Here is a 20588-nt window from a genome sequence, read left to right on the forward strand (position 1 = left end):
GACGGCGCACGCGCCGGGCGATCGCAGGGCGCTCGAAGCGCGCTCGCCGGGCTCTCTGCCCGCTCCTCCGAGGCTACGCCTCGGGGGCGGCCTGATCGTCGGGCACCACGCGGGTGACCTCGCCCGAGTCCGTCGCCGGGTCGATCACCGGGATCGTGCCGGTCAGCGTGGGACGGTGAGGGCGGGTCATCGACGCTGGCGACAGCAGGGCGCTGAGCCGCTCGGCATCCATCAGCCCCCGGTCGAGCACGAGCTCGGCGACCGGACGGCCCGTCTCCAGCGCGGTGCGGGCGACATCGGTCGCGGCCGCATAGCCGATCACAGGCACGAGAGCCGTCACCACGCCGATCGAGCGGTGCAGATAGTCCTCGAGCACCTCGGCGTTCACCTCGATGCCGACGATGCAGCGCTCGGTGAGGGTGCGCATCGCCCGGGTCATGATCCGGGTCGACTCGAGGATATTGAAGCAGATCACCGGTTCGAAGGCGTTCAGCTGCAGCTGACCGCCCTCGGCGGCGAAGGTGACCGTGAGGTCGTTGCCGATCACCTCGTAGGCGACCTGGTTCACGACCTCGGGGATCACCGGGTTCACCTTCCCGGGCATGATCGAGCTGCCCGGCTGCACCGACGGCAGGGTGATCTCCGCGAGGCCCGCCCGCGGGCCGGAGCTGAGCAGTCGCAGGTCGTTGCAGATCTTCGAGATCTTCACGGCGATGCGCTTGAGCACTCCGGAGAAGGTCACGAACGCGCCCGTGTCGCTCGTGGCCTCCACCAGATCCTCGGAGACCGCGAACGGCACCCCCGACAGCTCCGCGAGCGCCTGCGTGGCAAGCTGCGCATAGCGGGGGTCGGTGGTGATGCCGGTGCCGATCGCGGTCGCACCCAGGTTGATCTCGCGGAACAGCCGCGCCGTCCGCGTCAGGCGCTCCACATCCTCCTCGATGGTCGTGGCCCAGGCCCGGAACTCCTGGCCCACCGTCATCGGCACCGCATCCTGCATCTGCGTGCGGCCCATCTTCAGGACGTCGGAGAACTCCTCGCCCTTGGCGCGCAGCGCCGTGATCAGATCGTCCATCGCCTCCGCGAGCGCGGGAAAGGACAGCAGGATCGCGAGCCGCACAGCGGTCGGGTACACATCGTTGGTGGACTGGGCCAGATTGACGTGGTTGTTGGGGTGCAGCAGGTCGTAGCGGCCCTTCTCGTGCCCCATGATCTCGAGCGCCCGGTTCGCGATCACCTCGTTGGCGTTCATGTTGGTGCTGGTGCCCGCGCCCCCCTGGATCATGTCCACGACGAACTGCTCGTGGAGGGCGCCCTCGGCGATCTCCGCGCAGGCGCGGTCGATCGCCTCGGCGCGCTCGTCGTCCAGAGCCCCGAGCGTCCGGTTGGCGCGCGCCGCGGCCCGTTTCACGATGGCGAGCGCCTCGATCAGCCGCGGGAAGTGCCGCAGGGGCACCCCGGTGATGTGGAAGTTCTCCTGCGCGCGGAGCGTCTGGATGCCGTAGTAGGCGTCGGCGGGGACGGCGCGCTCGCCGAGCAGGTCGTGCTCCATGCGGGTCTCGTCGGCGGCGCTCTGCGCGGGGGTGCCGGTCGCACCGGGAAGGGTCATCGGACATGTCCTCCAGATCGTGGGTCGACGCCTCGTCGATCCGCCTCCGGCCGGCCTCCTCGCCGACCTCTCGACAGCGTATCCGCGACGGCCGCGTAGCATGGGCCCGTGCCCCGCACCCGCTCCCCCTACACCCGCCGCGCCGCACTGCATCGTCAGATCGTCCTGACCCTGGCCCTGATCGCGCTGGCGGGGATCGTCGTGCTCGGCACCGTCGGGCCGACCCCGATCGCGGGGGCCGCGCTCGCGGCGCTGCTGGGGACGCTGGCGCTGCTGCGGCTCGTGCTGCCGACGCAGGCCGTCGGCGCCCTCGCGGTCCGCTCCCGCGGAGTCGACGTGTGCGTCCTGGCGCTGCTCGCCATCGGCATCGCGGCGCTCTCGAGCGCTCCCAACCTCTGACACGCTCCCGACCTCCGGCGCGCCCCGCTCGCCCATGCGACGCGGCCGCCGACGCGATGCGGGCAGCGAGCCGAGCCGGCGCCACGGGCCGCGATCCTGAGCCGGATCGCGAGCGCCGCAGGCATGTGGCACGATCGGCGGGTGCCCACCGATTCCGCCCGCCTGCACGCCGTGTTCGACCTCGCCATGAGCATCGGTGTGGGGCTGCTGACCAACGGCGCGGCGGCCAGCGAGGTGACCGCGACCGTGCTGCGGGTGACCAGCTCCTCGGGCCTGCGCAACGTGTCCGTGCAGGTCACCTTCGACGAGGTCACCATCTCCTATCTCGCCGACGAGAGCTCCGCGCCGTTCACCCGTATCCGCGGCGCCGCCGAGCGCGTCCAGGACTTCGCGCGCCTCGAGGCCTTCGAGGACGTCACGCACGGGTACATCACCGGCGAGATCAGCCTCGAGGAGGCCCGTCGGCGCGCCCACGCGATCCCGCAGGAGAAGCCGTTCTACCGGCTCGGCCTGGTCATCGCCGGATTCGCCGTCATGGGCGGCGGCGCCGCCATGTCGCTCGGCGCGAAGCCGCTCGTGGTGGTCGCCGCGATGGCGGCCGCGGGCCTGCTCATCCTCACCGACACCCTCCTCGTGCGCCGCCAGATCCCGCGCTTCTACTCGCAGGCCGTCGGCGGCTTCGTCGGCGTGCTCGCGGCGATGCTCGTCAGCCTCATCGACCCGAGCCAGAACTCGTCGATCGTCGTGGTCGCCTGCATCATCGTGCTGCTGGCGGGCCTCACCTCGATCGGCGCCATGCAGGACGCCGTCACCGGCTGGTACGTCACCGCCGCCGGCCGCATCCTCGAGACCCTCATGCTGACCGTCGGGGTCGTCGCCGGGGTGCGCGGAGGCCTGCTCATGACCGACCTCATCGGCGTGGAGGTCTCCGTCAGCGCCTCGATCCCCGTCACCCTGACCACCGTCGTCATGCTCGCCCTCGCGGGCCTCGCCATGGGCCTCGGATTCGGGGTCGGCACCCAGGTCAGGCCGCGCCTGCTGATCTGGAGCGCGCTCATCGCCGCCGCCTCCAGCGTGATCGCCGAGCTGCTCACCGAGTTCGCCCTCGACCGGGTGTACGCGGTCGCAATCGCGTCCTTCATCGTGGGCGCCGCCGCCGTGGTCCTCGGCGACACGCTGCGCGCGCCCGCTCTCATATTCGTGATGTGCGGGATCATCCCGCAGGTCCCCGGCTCCCGGATCTATCGCGGCCTGCTGGGGCTGGGCGACGACATGTCCTCGGGCGCCGCCGAGCTGTTCGGCGCCGCCGAGATCGCCATCGCCATCGCCGCCGGGGCGATCCTCGGCCAGCTCCTCGCCTCCCGCCTGCTCGGACGCCTGAGGCGCACCACCATCGCCTACACGCCGATGATCTCCATGCCGTTCACGACCCTGCGCCGACGCCGCCGCACGCTGGGCCTCGGCCGCTCCCGTCGGCGCGATGCGATCGCGCTCGCCGAGCCGTCTACGATGACGGGAGAGATGACGGCGCTGTCTCCCTCCCTCTTCGAGGACTCCCCGACGGCGGGACCGCCGAACGATGACCGGGAGGTCCCATGAGCACCACGTCCCTGATCGCCGTCGGCGGCTACACCACCGCAGGCACCGGACGGGGCCGCGGCATCGTGCTGCTGTCCCTGGAGGCCGACGACGGGGGCGAGGGGCTCCGCGCCGAGCAGCTCGCCGTCATCGGGGCCGCCGACCCCTCGTTCGTCCTCTGGAGCGCCGACGGCTCCCTGCTGTACGCGGTGCTGGAGACCGCGCCGACGCGCCTGCTGGCGCTCGCCGTCGGCCCCGACGGGCGCGACGCGAGCATCGTGGCGGATCTCGAGCTGCGCGGATCGGGCGGCTGCCATCTCGGGTTCGGCATCCGTCCCGGCACCCTGCTCGTGACCGACTACGGCTCGGGCGCCGTGGAGTCGGTGCGACTGGATGCCGACGGTCTGCCCGTCGAGCTCCTGCATCTCGACGATCATCACGACGGGGCCGATGAGGGCGTCATCCCGCACCCCCATCAGGTCGTCGCGCTCGACGGCACCGACCTGCTGGCGGTCCCCGACCTCGGACTGGACCGGGTGATGATCTATCGCCAGGACCAGCACGGGGAGATCGGGCTCACGGACCAGATCCCCTTCCCCCAGGGCAGCGGTCCCCGGCACCTGGTCGCCGACGGCGGATCCACCCGGCTCTACGTCGCCTGCGAGCGCTCCGGCATGGTCGCCGTCGTCTCCCGGCAGGAGGTGCGGTCGGCCGTCGTCCCGCTGCCGGGGCAGGCCGAGCCCCGGCGCTGGAGCGTGGTCTCGGCAGTCCCTGCGAGCAGCGCCGACGAGACGGGGGAGGCGGCGCTCTCGCACATCGAGCTCTCGGCCGACGGCGATCTCCTGCTCGTCGCGAGCCGCGGTCCGGACACCCTTTCCCTGCTGTCGCTGGCGCAGTCCCGTCCGCAGCGGGTCGCCGAGGTCGCCGTCGGCGCGCATCCCCGCCATTTCGCCCAGCTGGGCGACCATGTGCTCGTCGCAGCCCAGGAGGCGGACCGCATCGACGTGCTGCGCCGCCGCGGCGAGTCCATCGCGCCCGTCGGCGATCCGATCCCGATGCCGTCTGTCGCCTGCATCGCCGTGCGTCCCTGAGCGGAGCCGGCTCGGCACAGGGCATCCCGCACAGGGACCTTCGGAGCATCCTCGCGCCGTCGGCCGCTAGACTTCGAGGCCGTGCCCGGAGCGCCCAGAGCGTCCGGAGCGTCCGGGCTCGCTGCCGGGACGGTCCCGATGCCCGCCCGGGACTGCGGAACTCCACGGGAAGACCACGGAAGGACAACCATGACCACTGCCGCTGCTGCCGGCACCTCCGACGGGGCGGCGGGAGCCGTCGCGCTCTCGTCCGCTCCCGAGCGCTCTGCGGCCGCCGAGCGGGTCGAGGAGCTGTTCGTCGAGTCCTTCGGGTATCGCCCCGATGGCGTGTGGTCGGCCCCTGGCCGGGTCAACATCATCGGCGAGCATGTCGACTACCAGGCCGGGTTCTGCCTCCCGATGGCGATCTCCCATCGCTGCTTCGCCGCCGCGGCGCGCACGCCCACCGATCGGGTGCGTGTGCGCTCGGCGCAGACCGAGACCGTCCTGGACATCGACGCCAAGGAGATCGAGCCGGGTGCGGTCGAGGGCTGGCCCGCGTATGTGGTGGGCGTGCTGTGGGCGCTGAGGCCGTTCATCTCCGGCGCCACCACGCAGGGCATGGACATCATGATCGACGGTCAGGTCCCGCTGGGTGCGGGCCTCTCCAGCTCCGCTGCGCTCGAGTGCGCCGCCGCCGAGGCGATGGAGTCGCTGCTGACGCTGGGCACGACTCCCCTCGAGCGCGTGCGCGCCGCGATCACCGCCGAGACCGACTTCGCGGGCGCCTCCACCGGCGGTCTCGACCAGTCCGCCTCGGTGCTCTCCCGCGCTGGCCATGCCCTGTTCCTGGACTGCCGGGACTTCTCCACCCGGCCGGTGCCGTGGGATCTCGCCGGTCAGGGGCTCGCGCTGCTGATCACCGACACCCGCGCCGAGCACTCCCACGTCGACGGCGAGTACACGGCCCGGCGCGCCGACAGCGAGAAGGCCGCGGAGCTGCTCGGCGTCCCGGCCCTGCGCGACGTCGATCCCGCGGATCTGGAGACGCAGCTCGCCAGGATCGACGATCCGACGGTGCGACGCCGCGCCCATCATGTGATCACCGAGATCCAGCGCGTCGTCGAGTTCGACGCGCTGCTGGCGTCCCACAGCGTCCGTGAGAAGGTCACCGAGCTGGGTGCCCTCCTGAACGCGTCCCATGACTCGCTGCGCGATGACTACGAGGTGACCGTCCCTCAGCTGGACACCGCGGTCGACGCCGCCCGGGCGGCGGGCGCCCATGGCGCTCGGATGACCGGCGGCGGCTTCGGCGGATCGACGATCGCCCTGGTCGAGGCCGATCAGGCGGAGGCTGTGGCGGGCGCGATCGCCGCCGCCTTCGCCGAGAAGGGCTTCACCGCGCCGGAGTTCTTCCTGGCGCTGCCGGAGGAGGGCGCCGGGCAGGACCGCTGAGGTCCGCCGCGGCCCCGTCGTCCGCCTCGGCCCTGTCGTCCGCCGGGAGATCGGCCGACGGCGGGGGATCGGTCGACGGCGGGGCCGCGAGCCAGTCGCGGATCCCGGAGAGGATGCGGTCCCGGGTGGCCGGGTCGGCACTCGAGGTGCGGACCGAGGAGGCGGCGAGCTCGGCGAGCTCGGCATCGTCCAGACCCATGGCGCGCGCGGTCTCGTACTGATCCAGCAGCCGCGATCCGAACAGCAGAGGATCGTCGGCGCCGAGAGCGACCTGCGCCCCGGCATCGATCAGCCGTCGCAGCGGGACGTCCTCGGGGCTCGCGAAGACCCCGAGCGAGGCGTTCGACGCGGGGCACACCTCCAGACCGATCCCCTCCTCGACGATCCTCCCGAGCAGTCGAGGGTCCTCGGCGGCGCGCACGCCGTGCCCGAGCCGATCCGGATGGAGATGGGCGACGACGTCGCGGACATGCTCGGGGCCCAGCAGCTCCCCTCCATGGGGGACCGAGGACAGGCCGGCATCCCGGGCGATCCGGAACGCCGCGGCGAACTCCGCGGTATCGCCCCGGCGCTCGTCGTTCGACAGCCCGAACCCGACGACGCGCCCGGCATGGCGAGCGGCCAGGCGCGCGAGGGTCCGCGCATCCAGCGGATGCCGCGTGCGGGAGGCCGCGACGATGATGCCGAGGCTGACCCCCGTTGCCCGCTCGGTCGCCTCGGCCTCGTCGATCACGATCTCGATGGCCGACGTGATGCCGCCGACGAAGGGCGCGTAGCTGGTGGGGTCCACCTGGAGCTCGAGGCGAGCGGAGCCCTCGGCGGCATCGTCCTCCGCGGCCTCGCGGATGATCCGCCGCATCGCCGCCTCCGAGTCGACCACGGCGCGAGCGGCGTCGTACTGCCTCTGGAAGCGGAACCATCCGCGGCGGGTCGGCTCGACCTGCAGCGCCTGGTCGTCGGTCAGCGACCTGGGGAGACGGATGCGGCGCTCAGCGGCGAGATCGATCAGCGTGGACTGTCGCATCGACCCCGTGAAGTGCAGGTGCAGATGCGCCTTGGGCAGGGCCCTGAGATCGCGCTGCGGATGACCGCGAGGAGCGGACCCGCCGTCGGTCGTGCTCCTGCTCATGCCCGGCGCCCCGGGGTCACTCGGACAGCAGCGCGATGACGCGGTCGATGCCCTCGGCCAGGTCGGCGTCGTTCAGCGCATAGGAGAAGCGCAGATGACCGGGGGCGCCGAAGGCCTCGCCGGGCACCGCCGCCACCTCGGCATGCTCGAGGATGGCCGCGGCGAGCTCGGAGGAGCTCTCCACCCGGGTCCCGCGGATCTCCCGGCCGAGCGCTCCGGAGACGTCGGGGAAGGCGTAGAAGGCGCCCGTCGGCGTGGGCACCGTGAACCCCGGGACCTGCGAGAGCTTCTCGACGATCGTGCGCCGCCGTCGGTCGAAGGCCTCGCGCATCTGCTCGACGGGCTCCACCGGACCGGTCAGGGCCGCGATCGCCGCACGCTGGGCGATGTTGTTGACGTTCGAGGTCAGGTGCGACTGCAGGTTCGACGCCGCCTTGATGATGTCCTCGGGGCCGACCATCCAGCCCACCCGCCAGCCCGTCATCGCGAAGGTCTTGGCGACCCCTCCGAGGATCACCGTGGTCCCGGCGAGCTCGGGCACCTCGGCGAGCACCGAGGTGAAGGGGACGCCGTCGTAGGTGAGGTGCTGGTAGATCTCGTCGGTGATCACCCAGATGCCGTGCTCGAGGGCCCACTGCCCGAACGCACGGATCTGCTCGGCGCTCATGACCGATCCGGTGGGGTTCGAGGGCGAGCACAGCAGGACGGCGCGCGTGGCCTCCGTGCGGGCGGCCTCGAGCTGCTCGATCGTGGGCAGATAGTCCTGATCGGCCCCGGCGAGGACGGGGACCTCGGTGGCGCCGGCGAGACGGATCGCCTCGGGGTAGGTGGTCCAGTACGGCGCCGGGAGGATGACCTCGTCGCCCGGATCCAGGAGCGTCGCGAAGGTCTGGTAGACCGCCTGCTTGCCGCCGTTGGTGATGAGCGTCTGCGAGGGCGAGAGGTCGAGCCCGGTGGACGCGGAGACGCTGTCGGCGACGGCGCGGCGCAGCTCCGGGAGGCCGGCTCCGGGGGAGTAGCGGTGGTTGACCGGATCCTGAGCGGCGGCGACGGCGGCGTCCACGATGTGCGAGGGAGTGGGGAAGTCCGGCTCTCCGGCACCGAAGCCGATGACCGGACGACCCGCGGCCTTCAGCGCCTTCGCGGTGGAGTCCACGGCGAGGGTCGCCGACGGGGCGATAGCGCCGACACGGCGCGAGACTCGGCCGTGGGGAGCGGGGGAGCTGGGGGCGGGGGCGTTGTCCTGGGTCACCCGTCTATCGTGGCAGAGGCCCGCTCCCGGTGCCAGGATCGCCGACAGCTGGGCGCGGACCGCAGGAACTGCGGGCATGCGCTCATGAGCTGCGGTCGGCGCAGGAGTCTCATGATGTGACGTGTTCCGGGCCGATTCGCGCGGGATGCCGAGGACTTGTATGCTGGTCGCCGGCCCGAACCGGAGGCCCCTCGTGGAGGGGCGATGGAGTGGGTCCCACGGGGGAGATGTCCCCGTGAAGGGTAGTGGCGCAATTGGTAGCGCAGCGGTCTCCAAAACCGCAGGTTGCAGGTTCGAGCCCTGTCTACCCTGCCCGTCCGGTCGGGATCGTCCGGCCGGAGCGGATGACCACGAGAGATCGGACAGGCCAGACGTGAATTCCAGCCAGAACGCTCCGACCGCCTCTTCGAGCGAGGACGGTCGGCCCCAGGGGTCCTCGAACCCGTTCGTGGCTATCGGTCTGTTCATCCGCCAGGTCATCGCAGAGCTTCGCAAGGTCGTCGTCCCGACCCGCAAGGAGCTGATCGTCTACTCGATCACCGTCCTCGTGTTCGTCGCTCTCATGATCCTCTTCATCTTCGGTCTCGATGCCGCCTTCTCCTGGCTGGCCCGGGTGACCTTCGCGGTTCCTCAGTAGTCCGCTCAGTACACTGGGCCCCCATCCCCTGCGGTGCGGGGCCGGGGACCGCCGCACCCACCGCACCGTTCCGATTCACAGCCGTCAGGAAGGCAGGTTCACGCACGTGAACGAGCAGACCTCAAACCCGGAGGACTCCTACGAGGACGTCGACGACACCCTGTCGTTCTCGGCGTCCGCCGGGGCGCCCGCCGCGGAGCAGGATGACTCCGCCGATGCCGCCGAGGGCCTCGCCGCTGAGGGCGCCGACGCCGACGAGCCGAGCGAGGCTGCCGGGACCGCGGACGGCTCCGATGCCGACGCCGACTCCACTTCCGCCGACGACGATCCTGCCGCAGAGGATGCTGCTGCCGACGACGAGTCCGCCGATGTCGCCGAGCCCGTCGCGGGCGATGCCGCCGAGGACGAGGAGGAGGATCCTCTGCAGGTCCTCCGTCGTCATCTGCGCGCCGCCCCGGGCGAGTGGTACGTCGTGCACTCCTACTCCGGTCACGAGAACCGCGTGCGCACCCAGCTGACCACGCGCATCGAGACCCAGGACATGGAGGACTACATCTTCCAGGTCGAGGTCCCGATGGAGGATGCGACCGAGATCAAGAACGGTCAGAAGAAGATCGTGCGGCGCGTGCGCGTGCCCGGGTACGTGCTGGTCCGCATGGACCTGACCGACGAGTCCTGGCGAGTCGTCCGCGACACCCCCGGCGTGACCGGCTTCGTGGGCAATGCGACCGACCCGACCCCGCTGTCCTTCGACGAGATCTACTCGCTGCTCGAGCCGTCCGTCGGCCTCCCCGAGAAGAAGCGCTCCTCCGGCTCCGCCGCGAAGGCCGCCGCGGCGAAGAAGATCCCCGCGTTCGAGGTCGGCGAGTCCGTCACCGTCATGGACGGTCCCTTCGAGACCATGCCCGCCACGATCTCCGAGATCCACGGCGAGACGCAGAAGCTGCAGGTCCTCGTCTCCATCTTCGGCCGCGAGACGCCCGTCGAGCTGGGCTTCGACCAGGTCGCCAAGATCTGAGCCAGGATCCGGCCCTCGCGCGGCGGCATGTCGTGGGAGGAGCGGAGAGCTGATCGGCGCCCGGCGGCGCGGAGGATTGACTCCGCGTCGCCGGGCGCTCTCGCGTCCCGTCCCCCAGGTGCCGACCAGGTGCCGACCGGGTGTCGGCGCGCGACCGTCGGGAATCGGATCAAGATCACCCCGCCTGCAGGTCGACGGCATGGTCGACGACGGGTAACGTCAGCGGAGGCTGTCCGCGTTCCCGTTCCGAAGCCCTCGTGGCTCGGGCGATGCGCGGTCGCCGTGTGGGAGGAGCTGTGATGGGCTCCGCCCGAACCACGACAGAGTGAGGAAGAGCAATGGCTCCCAAGAAGAAGATCGCGAGCGTCATCAAGCTCCAGATCCAGGCCGGCCAGGCCACGCCTGCGCCGCCCGTGGGTCCCGCGCTCGGCGCTGCCGGCGTGAACATGATGGAGTTCGTCAAGGCCTACAACGATGCGACCGCCGATCAGCGCGGCAACATCATCCCGGTCGAGATCACGGTGTACGAGGATCGCTCGTTCACCTTCATCACCAAGACCCCTCCGGCCGCTGAGCTCATCAAGAAGGCCGCGGGCCTCCAGAAGGGCTCGTCCACGCCGCACACCGTCAAGGTCGGCAAGATCACCCAGGCGCAGGTCCGCGAGATCGCGGAGACCAAGATGCCTGATCTGAACGCGAACGACATCGAGGCCGCGGCGAAGATCGTCGCCGGCACCGCTCGTTCCATGGGCATCACGGTGGAGGGCTGAGAACGATGGCATTCCGTAGCAAGGCTTACAAGGACGGCGCCGCCAAGATCGAGGCCGGCCGCCTGTACTCCCCGCTCGACGCGGTGCGTCTGGCGCAGAAGACCAGCCCCGCGAAGTTCGACGCCTCCGTCGAGGTCGCGATGCGCCTGGGCGTGGACCCCCGCAAGGCGGACCAGATGGTGCGCGGCACCGTCAACCTGCCCAACGGCACCGGCAAGACCGCGCGCGTGATCGTCTTCGCGACCGGCCCGCAGGCTGAGGCCGCTCGTGAGGCGGGCGCCGACGAGGTCGGCGACGACGAGCTCATCGAGAAGGTCGCCGGCGGCTGGACCGACTTCGACGCCGCCGTGGCGACGCCGAACCTGATGGGCAAGGTCGGCAAGCTCGGCCGCGTCCTCGGCCCCCGCGGCCTCATGCCGAACCCGAAGACCGGCACGGTCACGATGGACACGGCCAAGGCCGTGAACGACATCAAGGGCGGCAAGATCGAGTTCCGCACCGACCGTGCGGCCAACCTGCACTACATCATCGGCAAGACCTCGTTCTCCGATGCGCAGCTGGTCGAGAACTACGTCGCCGCGCTCGAGGAGATCCTCCGACTGAAGCCGTCCTCCGCGAAGGGCCGCTACATCTCGAAGATCACCGTGTCCACCACCATGGGCCCGGGAATCCCGGTCGACGTGAACCGCACCCGCAACCTCACCGAGGACACCGACGAGGCCTGATCCGGCATCGTCGTCCTCGCTGGACGCACGGAAGCGGGGGCATCCACCATCACGGTGGGTGCCCCCGCTTCCGCTTTCCGGGGCGTCTGCGACCTCGTCGCGGCGGCGCCGCAGACGCCCCGGCGATGGCTCAGCTCTTCGCGATGGCCGCCTCCTCCTCGGCCCGGAGCCGGGAGCTGCGGCCGACCTCGCCGGTGAAGGCGTCCTCGATCAGACCCTTGAGCTCGGCGACCAGCGGCTGCTTCGGGTTCGCGGTCGTGCACTGGTCCTCGAAGGCACGGAAGGCGAGCTCGTCGATCGACGCATCCAGATGCTCACGGGTGACGCCGTTGCCCTCGAGGCTCATGGTGATGCCGAGGTCCTCGGCGAGCGAGGCGACGGCGTCGATGAGGGACTGGACGCCCTCCTCGGCGGTCGCGGCGGGCAGGCCCATGGCGCGGGCGAAGTCCGCCAGGTCGGTGTCAGCCCGGAAGGAGTCGTACTTCGGGAAGATCGCGTGCTTCACCGGCTTCTGGGCGTTGTAGGCGATCACGTGGGGGAGGAAGATCGCGTTCATGCGCCCATGGGCCATGCCGAACTCCGCCCCGCACTTGTGCGAGAGGGAGTGGACGATTCCGAGGAAGGCGTTGGCGAAGGCCATGCCGGCCATCGCCGAGGCGTTGTGCACGGCCTCCTTGGCCGCCATGTCGTTCTCGAGCACCGCGGCGCGCAGGTTCGCGAGGATCAGCTGCGCGGCGCGGATCGAGAGCCCGCGGGTGTAGTCGCTGGCCATCACCGAGACGTAGGACTCGATCGCGTGGGTGAGCGCGTCCATGCCGGAGTCCGCGGCGGTCCGAGCAGGGACCGTGTCCACGAACTGGGAGTCCACGATCGCCACCGTCGGGGTGAGCGCGTAGTCGGCCAGCGGGTACTTCACGTGGGTCTCGGCGTCGGTGATCACCGCGAACGGCGTGCACTCGGAACCGGTGCCGGCCGTGGTCGGGATCGCGACGAACTGGGCCTTCCGCCCCATCTCCGGGAACTGGTAGGTGCGCTTGCGGATGTCCAGGAACTTCTGCTTCATGCCGAAGTAGCTGGACTCCGGGTTCTCGTAGAACAGCCACATCCCCTTGGCGGCGTCCATCGCGGAGCCGCCGCCGAGGGCGACGATGCAGTCGGGAGCGAAGTCCGCCATCGCCTGAGCACCCTTGAAGACGGTCGTCGACGAGGGGTTGGGCTCGACGTCGGAGAAGATCGTCCACTGGGTGCCGTCGCCGCGCCTGCGCAGATGGTCGATGACGATGTCGACGAAGCCATGCTGGACCATGCCCGGGTCGGACACGATGAACACGCGCGACACCTTGGGCATCGCCTGCAGGTACTGGGTGGAGTACCGCTCGAAGTAGGTCTTCGGCGGGACCTTGAACCACTGCATGTTTGTGCGCCTCTCCGCGATCCGCTTGACGTTGATGAGGTCCCCGGCGCTGACGTTGTGCGACACGGAGTTGTGGCCGTAGCTGCCGCAGCCGAGGGTCAGCGAGGGGATCAGGCCGTTGTAGAGATCGCCGATGCCGCCCTGAGCACTGGGGGAGTTGGCGATGATGCGGCATGCCTTCATCCGGAGGCCGAACTCGCGCTCGAGCGCCGCATCGGCGGTGTGGATGACGGCGGTGTGGCCGAGCCCGCCGACCTCGAGCATCTGCTCGCAGCGGGCGAAGCCCTCGGCAGCGCTCTCCACGGGGCTGACCGCGAGCACCGGGCACAGCTTCTCGAGCGAGAAGGGCTCCTCGAGCCCGACCTCGTCGATCCGCACCAGGAGCAGCTTCGTGCCCGGGGGGACGTCGATGCCGGCGTGGGCGGCGATCTGAGCAGCGCTCATGCCGACGACGCCAGGGGCGATGGTGCCCTTGGGGGTCACCATGTACGCGCGCAGAGCCTCCTTCTGCTCCTCATCGAGGAGCACGGCGCCGTACTCGGCGAACTCCGCGAGCAGCGCGTCCATGATCGAACTGTCGACGAAGACGGCCTGCTCGGACGCGCAGATCATGCCGTTGTCGAAGGTCTTCGAGAGCAGGAGGTCGTTGACCGTGCGCCGGATCGGCGCAGTGCGGTCGACGTACACCGGCACGTTGCCGGGACCGACGCCGAGGGCGGGCTTCCCGGTCGAGTAGGCCGAGCGGACCATGGCGGCGCCGCCCGTCGCGAGCGTGAGCGCGATGCCGGGATGGTTCAGCAGCGTGTTCGTCGCCTCGAGGGACGGCTGCTCGATCCACTGGATGCAGTCCTCGGGGGCGCCGGCTGCGATGGCGGCATCGCGGACGACGGCCGCCGCCTGCGCCGAGCACTGCTGGGCGCTGGGATGGAAGGCGAAGACGATCGGGTTGCGGGTCTTCATCGCGATGATCGACTTGAACATCACCGTCGAGGTCGGGTTGGTGACCGGGGTGACGCCTGCGACGACGCCCACGGGCTCTGCGATCTCGGTGATGCCGCGCTGGGTGTCCTCGGACAGGACGCCGACGGTGCGATCGGCCTTGATGGAGTTCCAGATGTACTCCGTCGCGAAGATGTTCTTGATGCACTTGTCCTCGAAGAGGCCGCGACCGGTCTCCTCGACGGCGAGCTTCGCGAGCTGCATGTGCTGGTCGACGCCGGCGAGCGCCATGGCGTGGACGATCGCGTCGATCTGCTCCTGGTCGTAGTCCGCGAAGGCCCGGAGGGCCTTCTGCCCGCGCTCGGCGAGCTCGTCGATCATCGTCTCGACGGTGCTCTCGTGCTCGACGCCGGGCTCCGGGCCGACGACACCCTGGGGTCCGGATGCGGTCTCGGGGCCGCCGGACGTCGCCGGGGCGGCATCTGTCGTGGGGGTTGGGGTCGTGGTCTCCGTGGCAGTCATTCCCGTAGTCCTGTCTTCGGTGGGATCTCTTGAATCCGTCAGTTAGACGATAAGAACGGTGCATCCGGTTGTCCATGGCGGCCAGAATCAGCCGAAACCTGTCGGACGAAAGTCCCCAGGAGGATTGAAAGCGCAGGTCATAGGGCATGTTCAGGGATATGACGAAAGGTCAGAAGAAAGGGAGGGGAGGGTGTGCGCTGCGAAGGCGGACCGTGAATCCAGGGGTTCGCGCGGGGCGGTCCCGGGGCCGCCGGGCGGCATGCGGGCGGTTCTGAGGACGATCGCCGCTCGTCGGCCGCAGGACCCTCGTCCCTCGCGGACCTGCGCATTGTGGGCCACCCTGGATGGTGGGGGAGATGGACCTCCCTCCGGGGTCGGGGCGCCGACGCCTCCGCCCCGCGCCGTGCTGTCCGCGAGCGGTGGCGGGATCGCGGGAGCCGTGCGCGGCGGCTGCGGGGGACCTGGGTCCCTGGGAGGCGATCCGATCCCTGCGGATCCGCTCAGCGGCGGTGCAGCACATGATGTGGGCCACTGTCCGGCATCGGTCCCTGGAGACCCGGTGCGTCAGCGGGGTAGTCTGGGGCCACCGAAGACCGCCGGTCGTCGCCCTCGACCCCGAGGACGACCGAAGGAATCCCTCACGGGACGGCCTGCGCAGGTGATATGAAGCGACCGTGCGCGGTCGCGTCCCGAGACCGGGGTCAGTCCTGGTCGGCATGGGGCGCGCGCACCGAGGCCTCGACACCTGCGTGTCGAGGCCTTTTCCGTGTCCCGCACCCGCTGCGGGTGGGCTCCTTCAGCCGGAGGCGAGAGACCTCTGGAAGGAGGGCCATGGCGAATCCCGACAAGGTGACCGCCGTCGCCGAGATCACGGAGCTGTTCCGTGAGTCCGACGCCGCCGTCATCACCGAATACCGCGGTCTCAGCGTCCAGCAGCTCAAGCAGCTGCGTCGTGCGCTGGGTTCCGAGACGACCTACGCCGTGGTGAAGAACACGCTCACGGAGATCGCCGCCCGCGAGGCCGGCATCGACGCCTTCGAGGGCAAGCTCAGCGGTCCGACCGCCATCGCCTTCATCAAGGGTGAGCCTGTGGAGCCTGCGAAGGCTCTGCGTGACTTCGCCAAGGATCACGGCGAGCTCGTGATCAAGTCCGGCTACTTCGAGGGCAAGGAGCTCTCGCAGGAGGACGTCAACAAGCTCGCGGACCTCGAGTCCCGCGAGGTCCTGCTGGCCAAGGCTGCGGGTGCCCTCAAGGGCTCGCTGTCCAAGGCCGCCGCCGTGTTCCAGGCGCCGCTGTCGAAGACGGCGCGCACCGTGGACGCGCTGCGGGCCAAGCAGGAGGCCTGAGCCTCACGGCTCCGACCTCCGAGCAGCACCACAGCCTCAGCGCTGTCCGCCGGTTGCCCCGCCGAGGGGCGTCGGTTCGTATGACCTGGCGCATGCGCGCCGCCCACAACGCAGGGGTCGGGCAATGACCCGGTCCCACCGACAGGAAGGAACGCCATCATGGCGAAGCTCAGCAACGACGAGCTCATCGACGTCTTCAAGGAGATGTCCCTCATCGAGCTGTCCGAGTTCGTGAAGCAGTTCGAGGAGGTCTTCGACGTCACCGCCGCGGCCCCCGTGGCCGTCGCGGCCGCCGGTGCGCCGGCTGCCGGTGGCGAGGCCGCCGCCGAGGAGAAGACCGAGTTCGACGTCATCCTCGAGTCGGCCGGTTCGGCCAAGATCGGCGTCATCAAGGAGGTGCGCGCCCTCACCTCGCTCGGCCTGAAGGAGGCCAAGGAGCTCGTCGACGGCGCTCCCAAGGTCGTCCTCGAGGGCGCGAAGAAGGAGGACGCGGACGCGGCCAAGGAGAAGCTCGAGGCTGCCGGCGCGACCGTCACCGTCAAGTGATCTCCGGCGCCCGCTGAGGGCGCCTCGCATCACGCGCCGAAGGGCCGTCCTGCATGAGCAGGGCGGCCCTTCGCCATGTCTCGCCTAGTCTCGCCATGCCGCGCCATGTCTCCGGGCCGCGAGGCCCTCTGCTCGTCGGGGGGTCCCGGCGGTCCGAAGCGGATCCGGTCGATCGGAGGAGCTCTGGCCGTCCGACGGAGCCTCGCACGACGGGGCAGGAGCGGGCGATCACCAGCTCTCGAGCGGCCCGCTGGATCCTCTCAGGAGCGCTCGCGTGCCGTCTCCGCTCGCCTCCTGCTTGACTCCAGGGAGTTTTTCTTCCATCCTGTCGTGGTCACAGAGCTGTTCCTGCCGCGCGATCCCCGGTCCTCCGGTGCGGGTCGAGTCGAGAGAGACGGGCAGGAAGCACGGTGCACCTCTTCCGCGCCAGGCATATGGCGGCCGCCGCGGATGGACTGGTCCTCGTCGACCCCTTGTGTCCATCCGTGGATTTGTGTATGCTTGTTCTTCGCGCTGTGTGTCGTCCGCGGGGACTGCTGTCACCTTGCCTGCTGCTCCTGCTTCTGCCGCCTGCTTCCGCCGCCCCACGGGTCCACATCGCGCCTGGGATACCGTCATCGGCCTGTGGAAGGACCCCACCCTTGGCTGCCTCGAGCACCGATCGCACCACCGCCATCTCTCTGCGCACCGCTTCTCCGCGAGTCACCTTCGCGAAGCTGGGCGACCCCATCGACGTCCCGGACCTGCTGAGTCTGCAGACCACGTCCTTCGACTGGCTGCTCGGCAACGAGCGCTGGCAGGAGCGGGCCGCCGCCGCTGCCGCCGCCGGTCAGGACGACGTCCCGCAGACCTCAGGTCTGGCAGACATCCTCGAGGAGATCTCCCCGATCGAGGACTTCGCGGGGAACATGTCGCTCTCCTTCCGCGACCACACCTTCGACGACCCGAAGTACACGGTCGACGAGTGCAAGGAGAAGGACCTCACCTACGCCGCTCCGCTGTACGTCATCGCGGAGTTCATGAACAACGAGACCGGTGAGATCAAGACCCAGACGGTCTTCATGGGCGAGTTCCCGCTCATGACGGACAAGGGCACCTTCATCATCAACGGCACCGAGCGAGTCGTTGTCTCCCAGCTGGTCCGCGCCCCCGGCGTGTACTTCGAGGAGAGCATCGACAAGACGAGCGACAAGCACGTCTTCTCGGCCAAGATCATCCCCTCGCGCGGTGCGTGGCTGGAGTTCGAGGTGGACAAGCGCGACCAGGTCGCCGTCCGCATCGATCGCAAGCGCAAGCAGTCCGTCACCACGCTCCTGCAGGCCCTCGGGCTCTCGCACAGCGACATCCTCGAGGAGTTCGGCGAGTTCGAGTCGATGCGCTCGACGCTCGAGAAGGACCGCGTCTCCTCGCAGGACGAGGCGCTCATGGACATCTACCGCAAGCAGCGTCCGGGCGAGCCGCCGACGCGCGATGCGGGCGAGGCCATGCTGAACAACCTCTACTTCAACGCCAAGCGCTACGATCTCGCCAAGGTCGGTCGCTACAAGATCGGCAAGAAGCTCGGCCTGGATGCTCCGCTGTCGGAGTCGACCCTGCGCCTCGAGGACATCGTCGCCGCGATCAAGTACATCGTCGCGCTGCATGACGGCATCTCGGAGTACACCAGCACCGACGGCAAGCCGGTCCGTGTCGAGACCGACGACATCGACCACTTCGGCAACCGCCGGATCCGCGCCGTCGGCGAGCTGATCCAGAACCAGGTCCGCACGGGCCTGTCCCGCATGGAGCGCGTCGTCCGCGAGCGCATGACCACGCAGGACGTCGAGGCGATCACCCCTCTGACCCTGATCAACATCCGTCCGGTCACCGCGGCGATCAAGGAGTTCTTCGGAACCTCCCAGCTCTCGCAGTTCATGGACCAGAACAACCCGCTGTCGGGCCTCACCCACAAGCGTCGCCTCTCGGCGCTCGGCCCCGGCGGCCTCTCCCGCGACCGTGCCGGCATGGAGGTCCGAGACGTCCACCCGTCGCATTACGGCCGCATGTGCCCGATCGAGACTCCCGAGGGCCCGAACATCGGCCTGATCGGCTCGCTCGCGACCTTCGCCCGCATCAACCCCTTCGGCTTCATCGAGACGCCGTACCGCAAGGTCGAGGGCGGCAAGGTCACCGACCAGATCGTCTACCTCACCGCGGACGATGAGGACCGTCACATCATCGCGCAGGCCAACGCGAAGATCGACGAGAGCGGCACCTTCCTCGACGAGGCCGTCCTCTCGCGGACCCCGGGCGGGGAGCCCGAGCTGGTCCCGCCGACGGACGTCGACTACATGGACGTCTCCGCGCGCCAGATGGTGTCCGTCGCGACCGCGATGATCCCCTTCCTCGAGCACGACGACGCCAACCGCGCGCTGATGGGCTCGAACATGCAGCGCCAGGCCGTGCCGCTGCTCCGCGCCGAGATGCCGCTGGTCGGCACCGGCATGGAGCGCCGTGCCGCGGTCGACGCGGGCGACGTGGTCGTGGCGAAGAAGTCCGGCGTCATCGAGGAGCTCTCGGCCGACCTCATCTCGGTCATGGCCGACGACGGCACCCGTCAGACCTACCCGATCGGGAAGTTCCAGCGCTCCAACGCCGGCAACTGCTACAACCCGCGCGTGCTCTTCGACCAGGGCGATCGTGTCGAGGCGGGCTCGATCCTGGCCGACGGCCCCTCCACCGACCAGGGCGAGCTCTCGATGGGCAAGAACCTGCTGGTCGCGTTCATGTCCTGGAACGGCCACAACTACGAGGACGGCATCATCCTGTCCTCCCGCATGGTCCAGGACGACGTCCTCACCTCGATCCACATCGAGGAGCACGAGGTCGATGCCCGCGACACGAAGCTCGGCAAGGAGGAGATCACCCGGGACATCCCCAACGTCGGCGACGACGTCCTGGCAGACCTCGACGAGCGCGGCATCATCCGCATCGGCGCCGAGGTGTCGCCCGGCGACATCCTGGTCGGCAAGGTCACCCCGAAGGGCGAGACCGAGCTCACTCCGGAGGAGCGCCTCCTGCGCGCGATCTTCGGCGAGAAGGCCCGCGAGGTGCGCGACACCTCGCTGCGCGTCCCCCACGGCGAGTCCGGCACCGTCATCGGTGTCCAGGTCTTCAACGACGAGGAGGATGGCGACATCCTCCCCACGGGCGTCAACGAGATGGTCCGGGTCTACGTCGCGCAGAAGCGCAAGATCACTGATGGGGACAAGCTCGCCGGCCGCCACGGCAACAAGGGCGTCATCGCCAAGATCCTGCCGGTCGAGGACATGCCGTTCCTCGAGGACGGAACCCCCGTCGACATCATCCTCAACCCGATGGGCGTGCCCGGCCGCATGAACATCGGTCAGGTGATGGAGACGCATCTGGGCTGGGTGGCGAAGTCCGGCTGGGATCTCGACCCGTCCGATGCGACCGCCGCTGATCTGCCCGAGTCCGCGTTGCACGGCGAGCCCGGCACGCCGGTCGCGGTCCCGGTCTTCGACGGCCTCACGGCCGATGAGGTCACCGGTCTGATCAAGAACCATCGCCCCAACCGCGACGGGGTGCGGATGGTCAAGGAGAACGGCAAGGCGCAGCTGTTCGACGGCCGCTCCGGTGAGCCGTTCCCCGAGCCCATCTCGGTCGGCTACATGTACATCCTGAAGCTGCACCACCTGGTGGACGACAAGCTGCACGCCCGCTCGACCGGCCCCTACTCGATGATCACGCAGCAGCCGCTGGGCGGTAAGGCCCAGTTCGGCGGCCAGCGCTTCGGCGAGATGGAGGTGTGGGCGCTCGAGGCCTACGGCGCCGCCTACGCGCTGCAGGAGCTGCTGACCATCAAGTCCGACGACATCCCCGGCCGCGTGAAGGTCTACGAGGCCATCGTCAAGGGCGAGAACATCCCCGAGCCCGGCATCCCGGAGTCCTTCCGCGTGCTGCTCAAGGAGATGCAGTCGCTGTGCCTGAACGTCGAGGTGCTGTCGAGCGACGGGACCGCCCAGGACGTTCGCGAGGGCGATGAGGAGGTCTTCCGCGCAGCGGAGGAGCTCGGCATCGACCTGTCCCGCCGACCCCATGAGGGCGTCGGCTCCATCGAAGAGGTCTGACGGACGGGCCCGGCGGGGGAGCGGTCAGCGCCGCCCCCGCCGGTGCCG

15 protein-coding genes and 1 tRNA gene are annotated in these 20588 nt (G+C 69.8%); 12 read left to right on the plus strand and 4 right to left on the minus strand.

Going from position 1 to position 20588, the window contains the following annotated elements; all coding sequences use genetic code 11:
- Positions 1–73: 73 nt before the first annotated feature.
- Entirely contained in the window at positions 74–1609 is a 1536-nt protein-coding gene (gene aspA, locus ACZ5AJ_RS01865; RefSeq protein ID WP_464136606.1) for an aspartate ammonia-lyase, read from the minus strand.
- 108 nt (positions 1610–1717) lie between these two features.
- Here aspA and ACZ5AJ_RS01870 point away from each other — a divergent pair, with 108 nt between their 5' ends.
- From ACZ5AJ_RS01870 to galK, 4 genes are all read left to right on the plus strand, one after another.
- Positions 1718–2008: a DUF3017 domain-containing protein gene (locus ACZ5AJ_RS01870; protein WP_464136607.1), complete on the plus strand. Its 291-nt coding sequence runs from the start codon at positions 1718–1720 to the stop codon at positions 2006–2008.
- 141 nt (positions 2009–2149) lie between these two features.
- A complete protein-coding gene (locus tag ACZ5AJ_RS01875) occupies positions 2150–3607 on the plus strand; it encodes a threonine/serine exporter family protein (protein WP_464136611.1) in 1458 nt (485 codons plus the stop codon).
- Entirely contained in the window at positions 3604–4677 is a 1074-nt protein-coding gene (locus tag ACZ5AJ_RS01880; RefSeq protein ID WP_464136613.1) for a lactonase family protein, read from the plus strand. The genes ACZ5AJ_RS01875 and ACZ5AJ_RS01880 overlap by 4 nt, the downstream gene beginning before the upstream one ends.
- 189 nt (positions 4678–4866) lie before the next feature.
- Positions 4867–6111 (plus strand): galactokinase, encoded by a 1245-nt coding sequence (gene galK / locus ACZ5AJ_RS01885; RefSeq protein ID WP_464136615.1) that lies wholly within the window; start codon positions 4867–4869, stop codon positions 6109–6111.
- On the opposite strand, the gene ACZ5AJ_RS01890 is transcribed toward galK, so the two are convergent.
- Positions 6053–7240: an adenosine deaminase gene (locus ACZ5AJ_RS01890; protein ID WP_464136617.1), complete on the minus strand. Its 1188-nt coding sequence runs from the start codon at positions 7238–7240 to the stop codon at positions 6053–6055. The two genes, galK and ACZ5AJ_RS01890, sit on opposite strands and share 59 nt — an antisense overlap.
- Positions 7241–7256: 16 nt before the next feature.
- Positions 7257–8492, minus strand: a complete 1236-nt coding sequence (locus ACZ5AJ_RS01895) for a pyridoxal phosphate-dependent aminotransferase (protein WP_464136619.1) — start codon at positions 8490–8492, stop codon at positions 7257–7259.
- 239 nt (positions 8493–8731) lie between these two features.
- On the opposite strand from ACZ5AJ_RS01895, the gene ACZ5AJ_RS01900 reads away from it, so the two are divergent.
- The 5 genes from ACZ5AJ_RS01900 to rplA all read left to right on the plus strand — a co-directional run bounded on the left by ACZ5AJ_RS01900 (position 8732) and on the right by rplA (position 11642).
- Positions 8732–8804, plus strand: a tRNA-Trp gene (locus ACZ5AJ_RS01900).
- A 61-nt stretch (positions 8805–8865) separates the two neighbouring features.
- Positions 8866–9129, plus strand: a complete 264-nt coding sequence (gene secE / locus ACZ5AJ_RS01905; RefSeq protein ID WP_464136621.1) for a preprotein translocase subunit SecE — start codon at positions 8866–8868, stop codon at positions 9127–9129.
- A gap of 106 nt (positions 9130–9235) precedes the next feature.
- A complete protein-coding gene (gene nusG / locus ACZ5AJ_RS01910) occupies positions 9236–10147 on the plus strand; it encodes a transcription termination/antitermination protein NusG (RefSeq protein WP_464136623.1) in 912 nt (303 codons plus the stop codon).
- A gap of 338 nt (positions 10148–10485) precedes the next feature.
- Complete coding sequence (rplK, locus tag ACZ5AJ_RS01915) at positions 10486–10917, plus strand: 50S ribosomal protein L11 (RefSeq protein WP_464136624.1); 432 nt, start codon at positions 10486–10488, stop codon at positions 10915–10917.
- A gap of 5 nt (positions 10918–10922) precedes the next feature.
- Positions 10923–11642: a 50S ribosomal protein L1 gene (gene rplA / locus ACZ5AJ_RS01920; protein ID WP_464136625.1), complete on the plus strand. Its 720-nt coding sequence runs from the start codon at positions 10923–10925 to the stop codon at positions 11640–11642.
- Between the two features lie 130 nt (positions 11643–11772).
- Here the strand turns inward: rplA and adhE are convergent, their stop codons facing one another.
- Positions 11773–14517 carry a bifunctional acetaldehyde-CoA/alcohol dehydrogenase gene (adhE, locus tag ACZ5AJ_RS01925; protein WP_464136627.1) on the minus strand — a complete coding sequence of 915 codons (2745 nt, stop codon included), beginning with the start codon at positions 14515–14517 and terminating at the stop codon, positions 11773–11775.
- Positions 14518–15348: 831 nt separating this feature from the next.
- Between adhE and rplJ the strand changes: the two genes are divergently transcribed.
- From rplJ to rpoB, 3 genes are all read left to right on the plus strand, one after another.
- Positions 15349–15864 (plus strand): 50S ribosomal protein L10, encoded by a 516-nt coding sequence (gene rplJ / locus ACZ5AJ_RS01930; protein ID WP_464136629.1) that lies wholly within the window; start codon positions 15349–15351, stop codon positions 15862–15864.
- A 159-nt stretch (positions 15865–16023) separates the two neighbouring features.
- Positions 16024–16410, plus strand: coding sequence for a 50S ribosomal protein L7/L12 (gene rplL / locus ACZ5AJ_RS01935; RefSeq protein WP_464136630.1), 387 nt, complete (start codon positions 16024–16026; stop codon positions 16408–16410).
- A gap of 641 nt (positions 16411–17051) precedes the next feature.
- On the plus strand, positions 17052–20540 hold the full coding sequence (rpoB, locus tag ACZ5AJ_RS01940) for a DNA-directed RNA polymerase subunit beta (RefSeq protein ID WP_464136632.1): 3489 nt from the start codon (positions 17052–17054) through the stop codon (positions 20538–20540).
- Positions 20541–20588 lie beyond the last annotated feature (48 nt).

It is taken from the genome of Brachybacterium zhongshanense, from assembly GCF_055385755.1.

What these genes read in the sequence shown, in the direction of transcription:
- aspA (WP_464136606.1), bottom strand. Translation starts at nt 1,609, where the DNA reads ATGACCCTTCCCGGTGCGACCGGCACCCCCGCGCAGAGCGCCGCCGAC.
- ACZ5AJ_RS01880 (WP_464136613.1), top strand. Translation starts at nt 3,604, where the DNA reads ATGAGCACCACGTCCCTGATCGCCGTCGGCGGCTACACCACCGCAGGC.
- galK (WP_464136615.1), top strand. Translation starts at nt 4,867, where the DNA reads ATGACCACTGCCGCTGCTGCCGGCACCTCCGACGGGGCGGCGGGAGCC.
- ACZ5AJ_RS01890 (WP_464136617.1), bottom strand. Translation starts at nt 7,240, where the DNA reads ATGAGCAGGAGCACGACCGACGGCGGGTCCGCTCCTCGCGGTCATCCG.
- rplK (WP_464136624.1), top strand. Translation starts at nt 10,486, where the DNA reads ATGGCTCCCAAGAAGAAGATCGCGAGCGTCATCAAGCTCCAGATCCAG.
- rplA (WP_464136625.1), top strand. Translation starts at nt 10,923, where the DNA reads ATGGCATTCCGTAGCAAGGCTTACAAGGACGGCGCCGCCAAGATCGAG.
- adhE (WP_464136627.1), bottom strand. Translation starts at nt 14,517, where the DNA reads ATGACTGCCACGGAGACCACGACCCCAACCCCCACGACAGATGCCGCC.
- rplJ (WP_464136629.1), top strand. Translation starts at nt 15,349, where the DNA reads ATGGCGAATCCCGACAAGGTGACCGCCGTCGCCGAGATCACGGAGCTG.
- rplL (WP_464136630.1), top strand. Translation starts at nt 16,024, where the DNA reads ATGGCGAAGCTCAGCAACGACGAGCTCATCGACGTCTTCAAGGAGATG.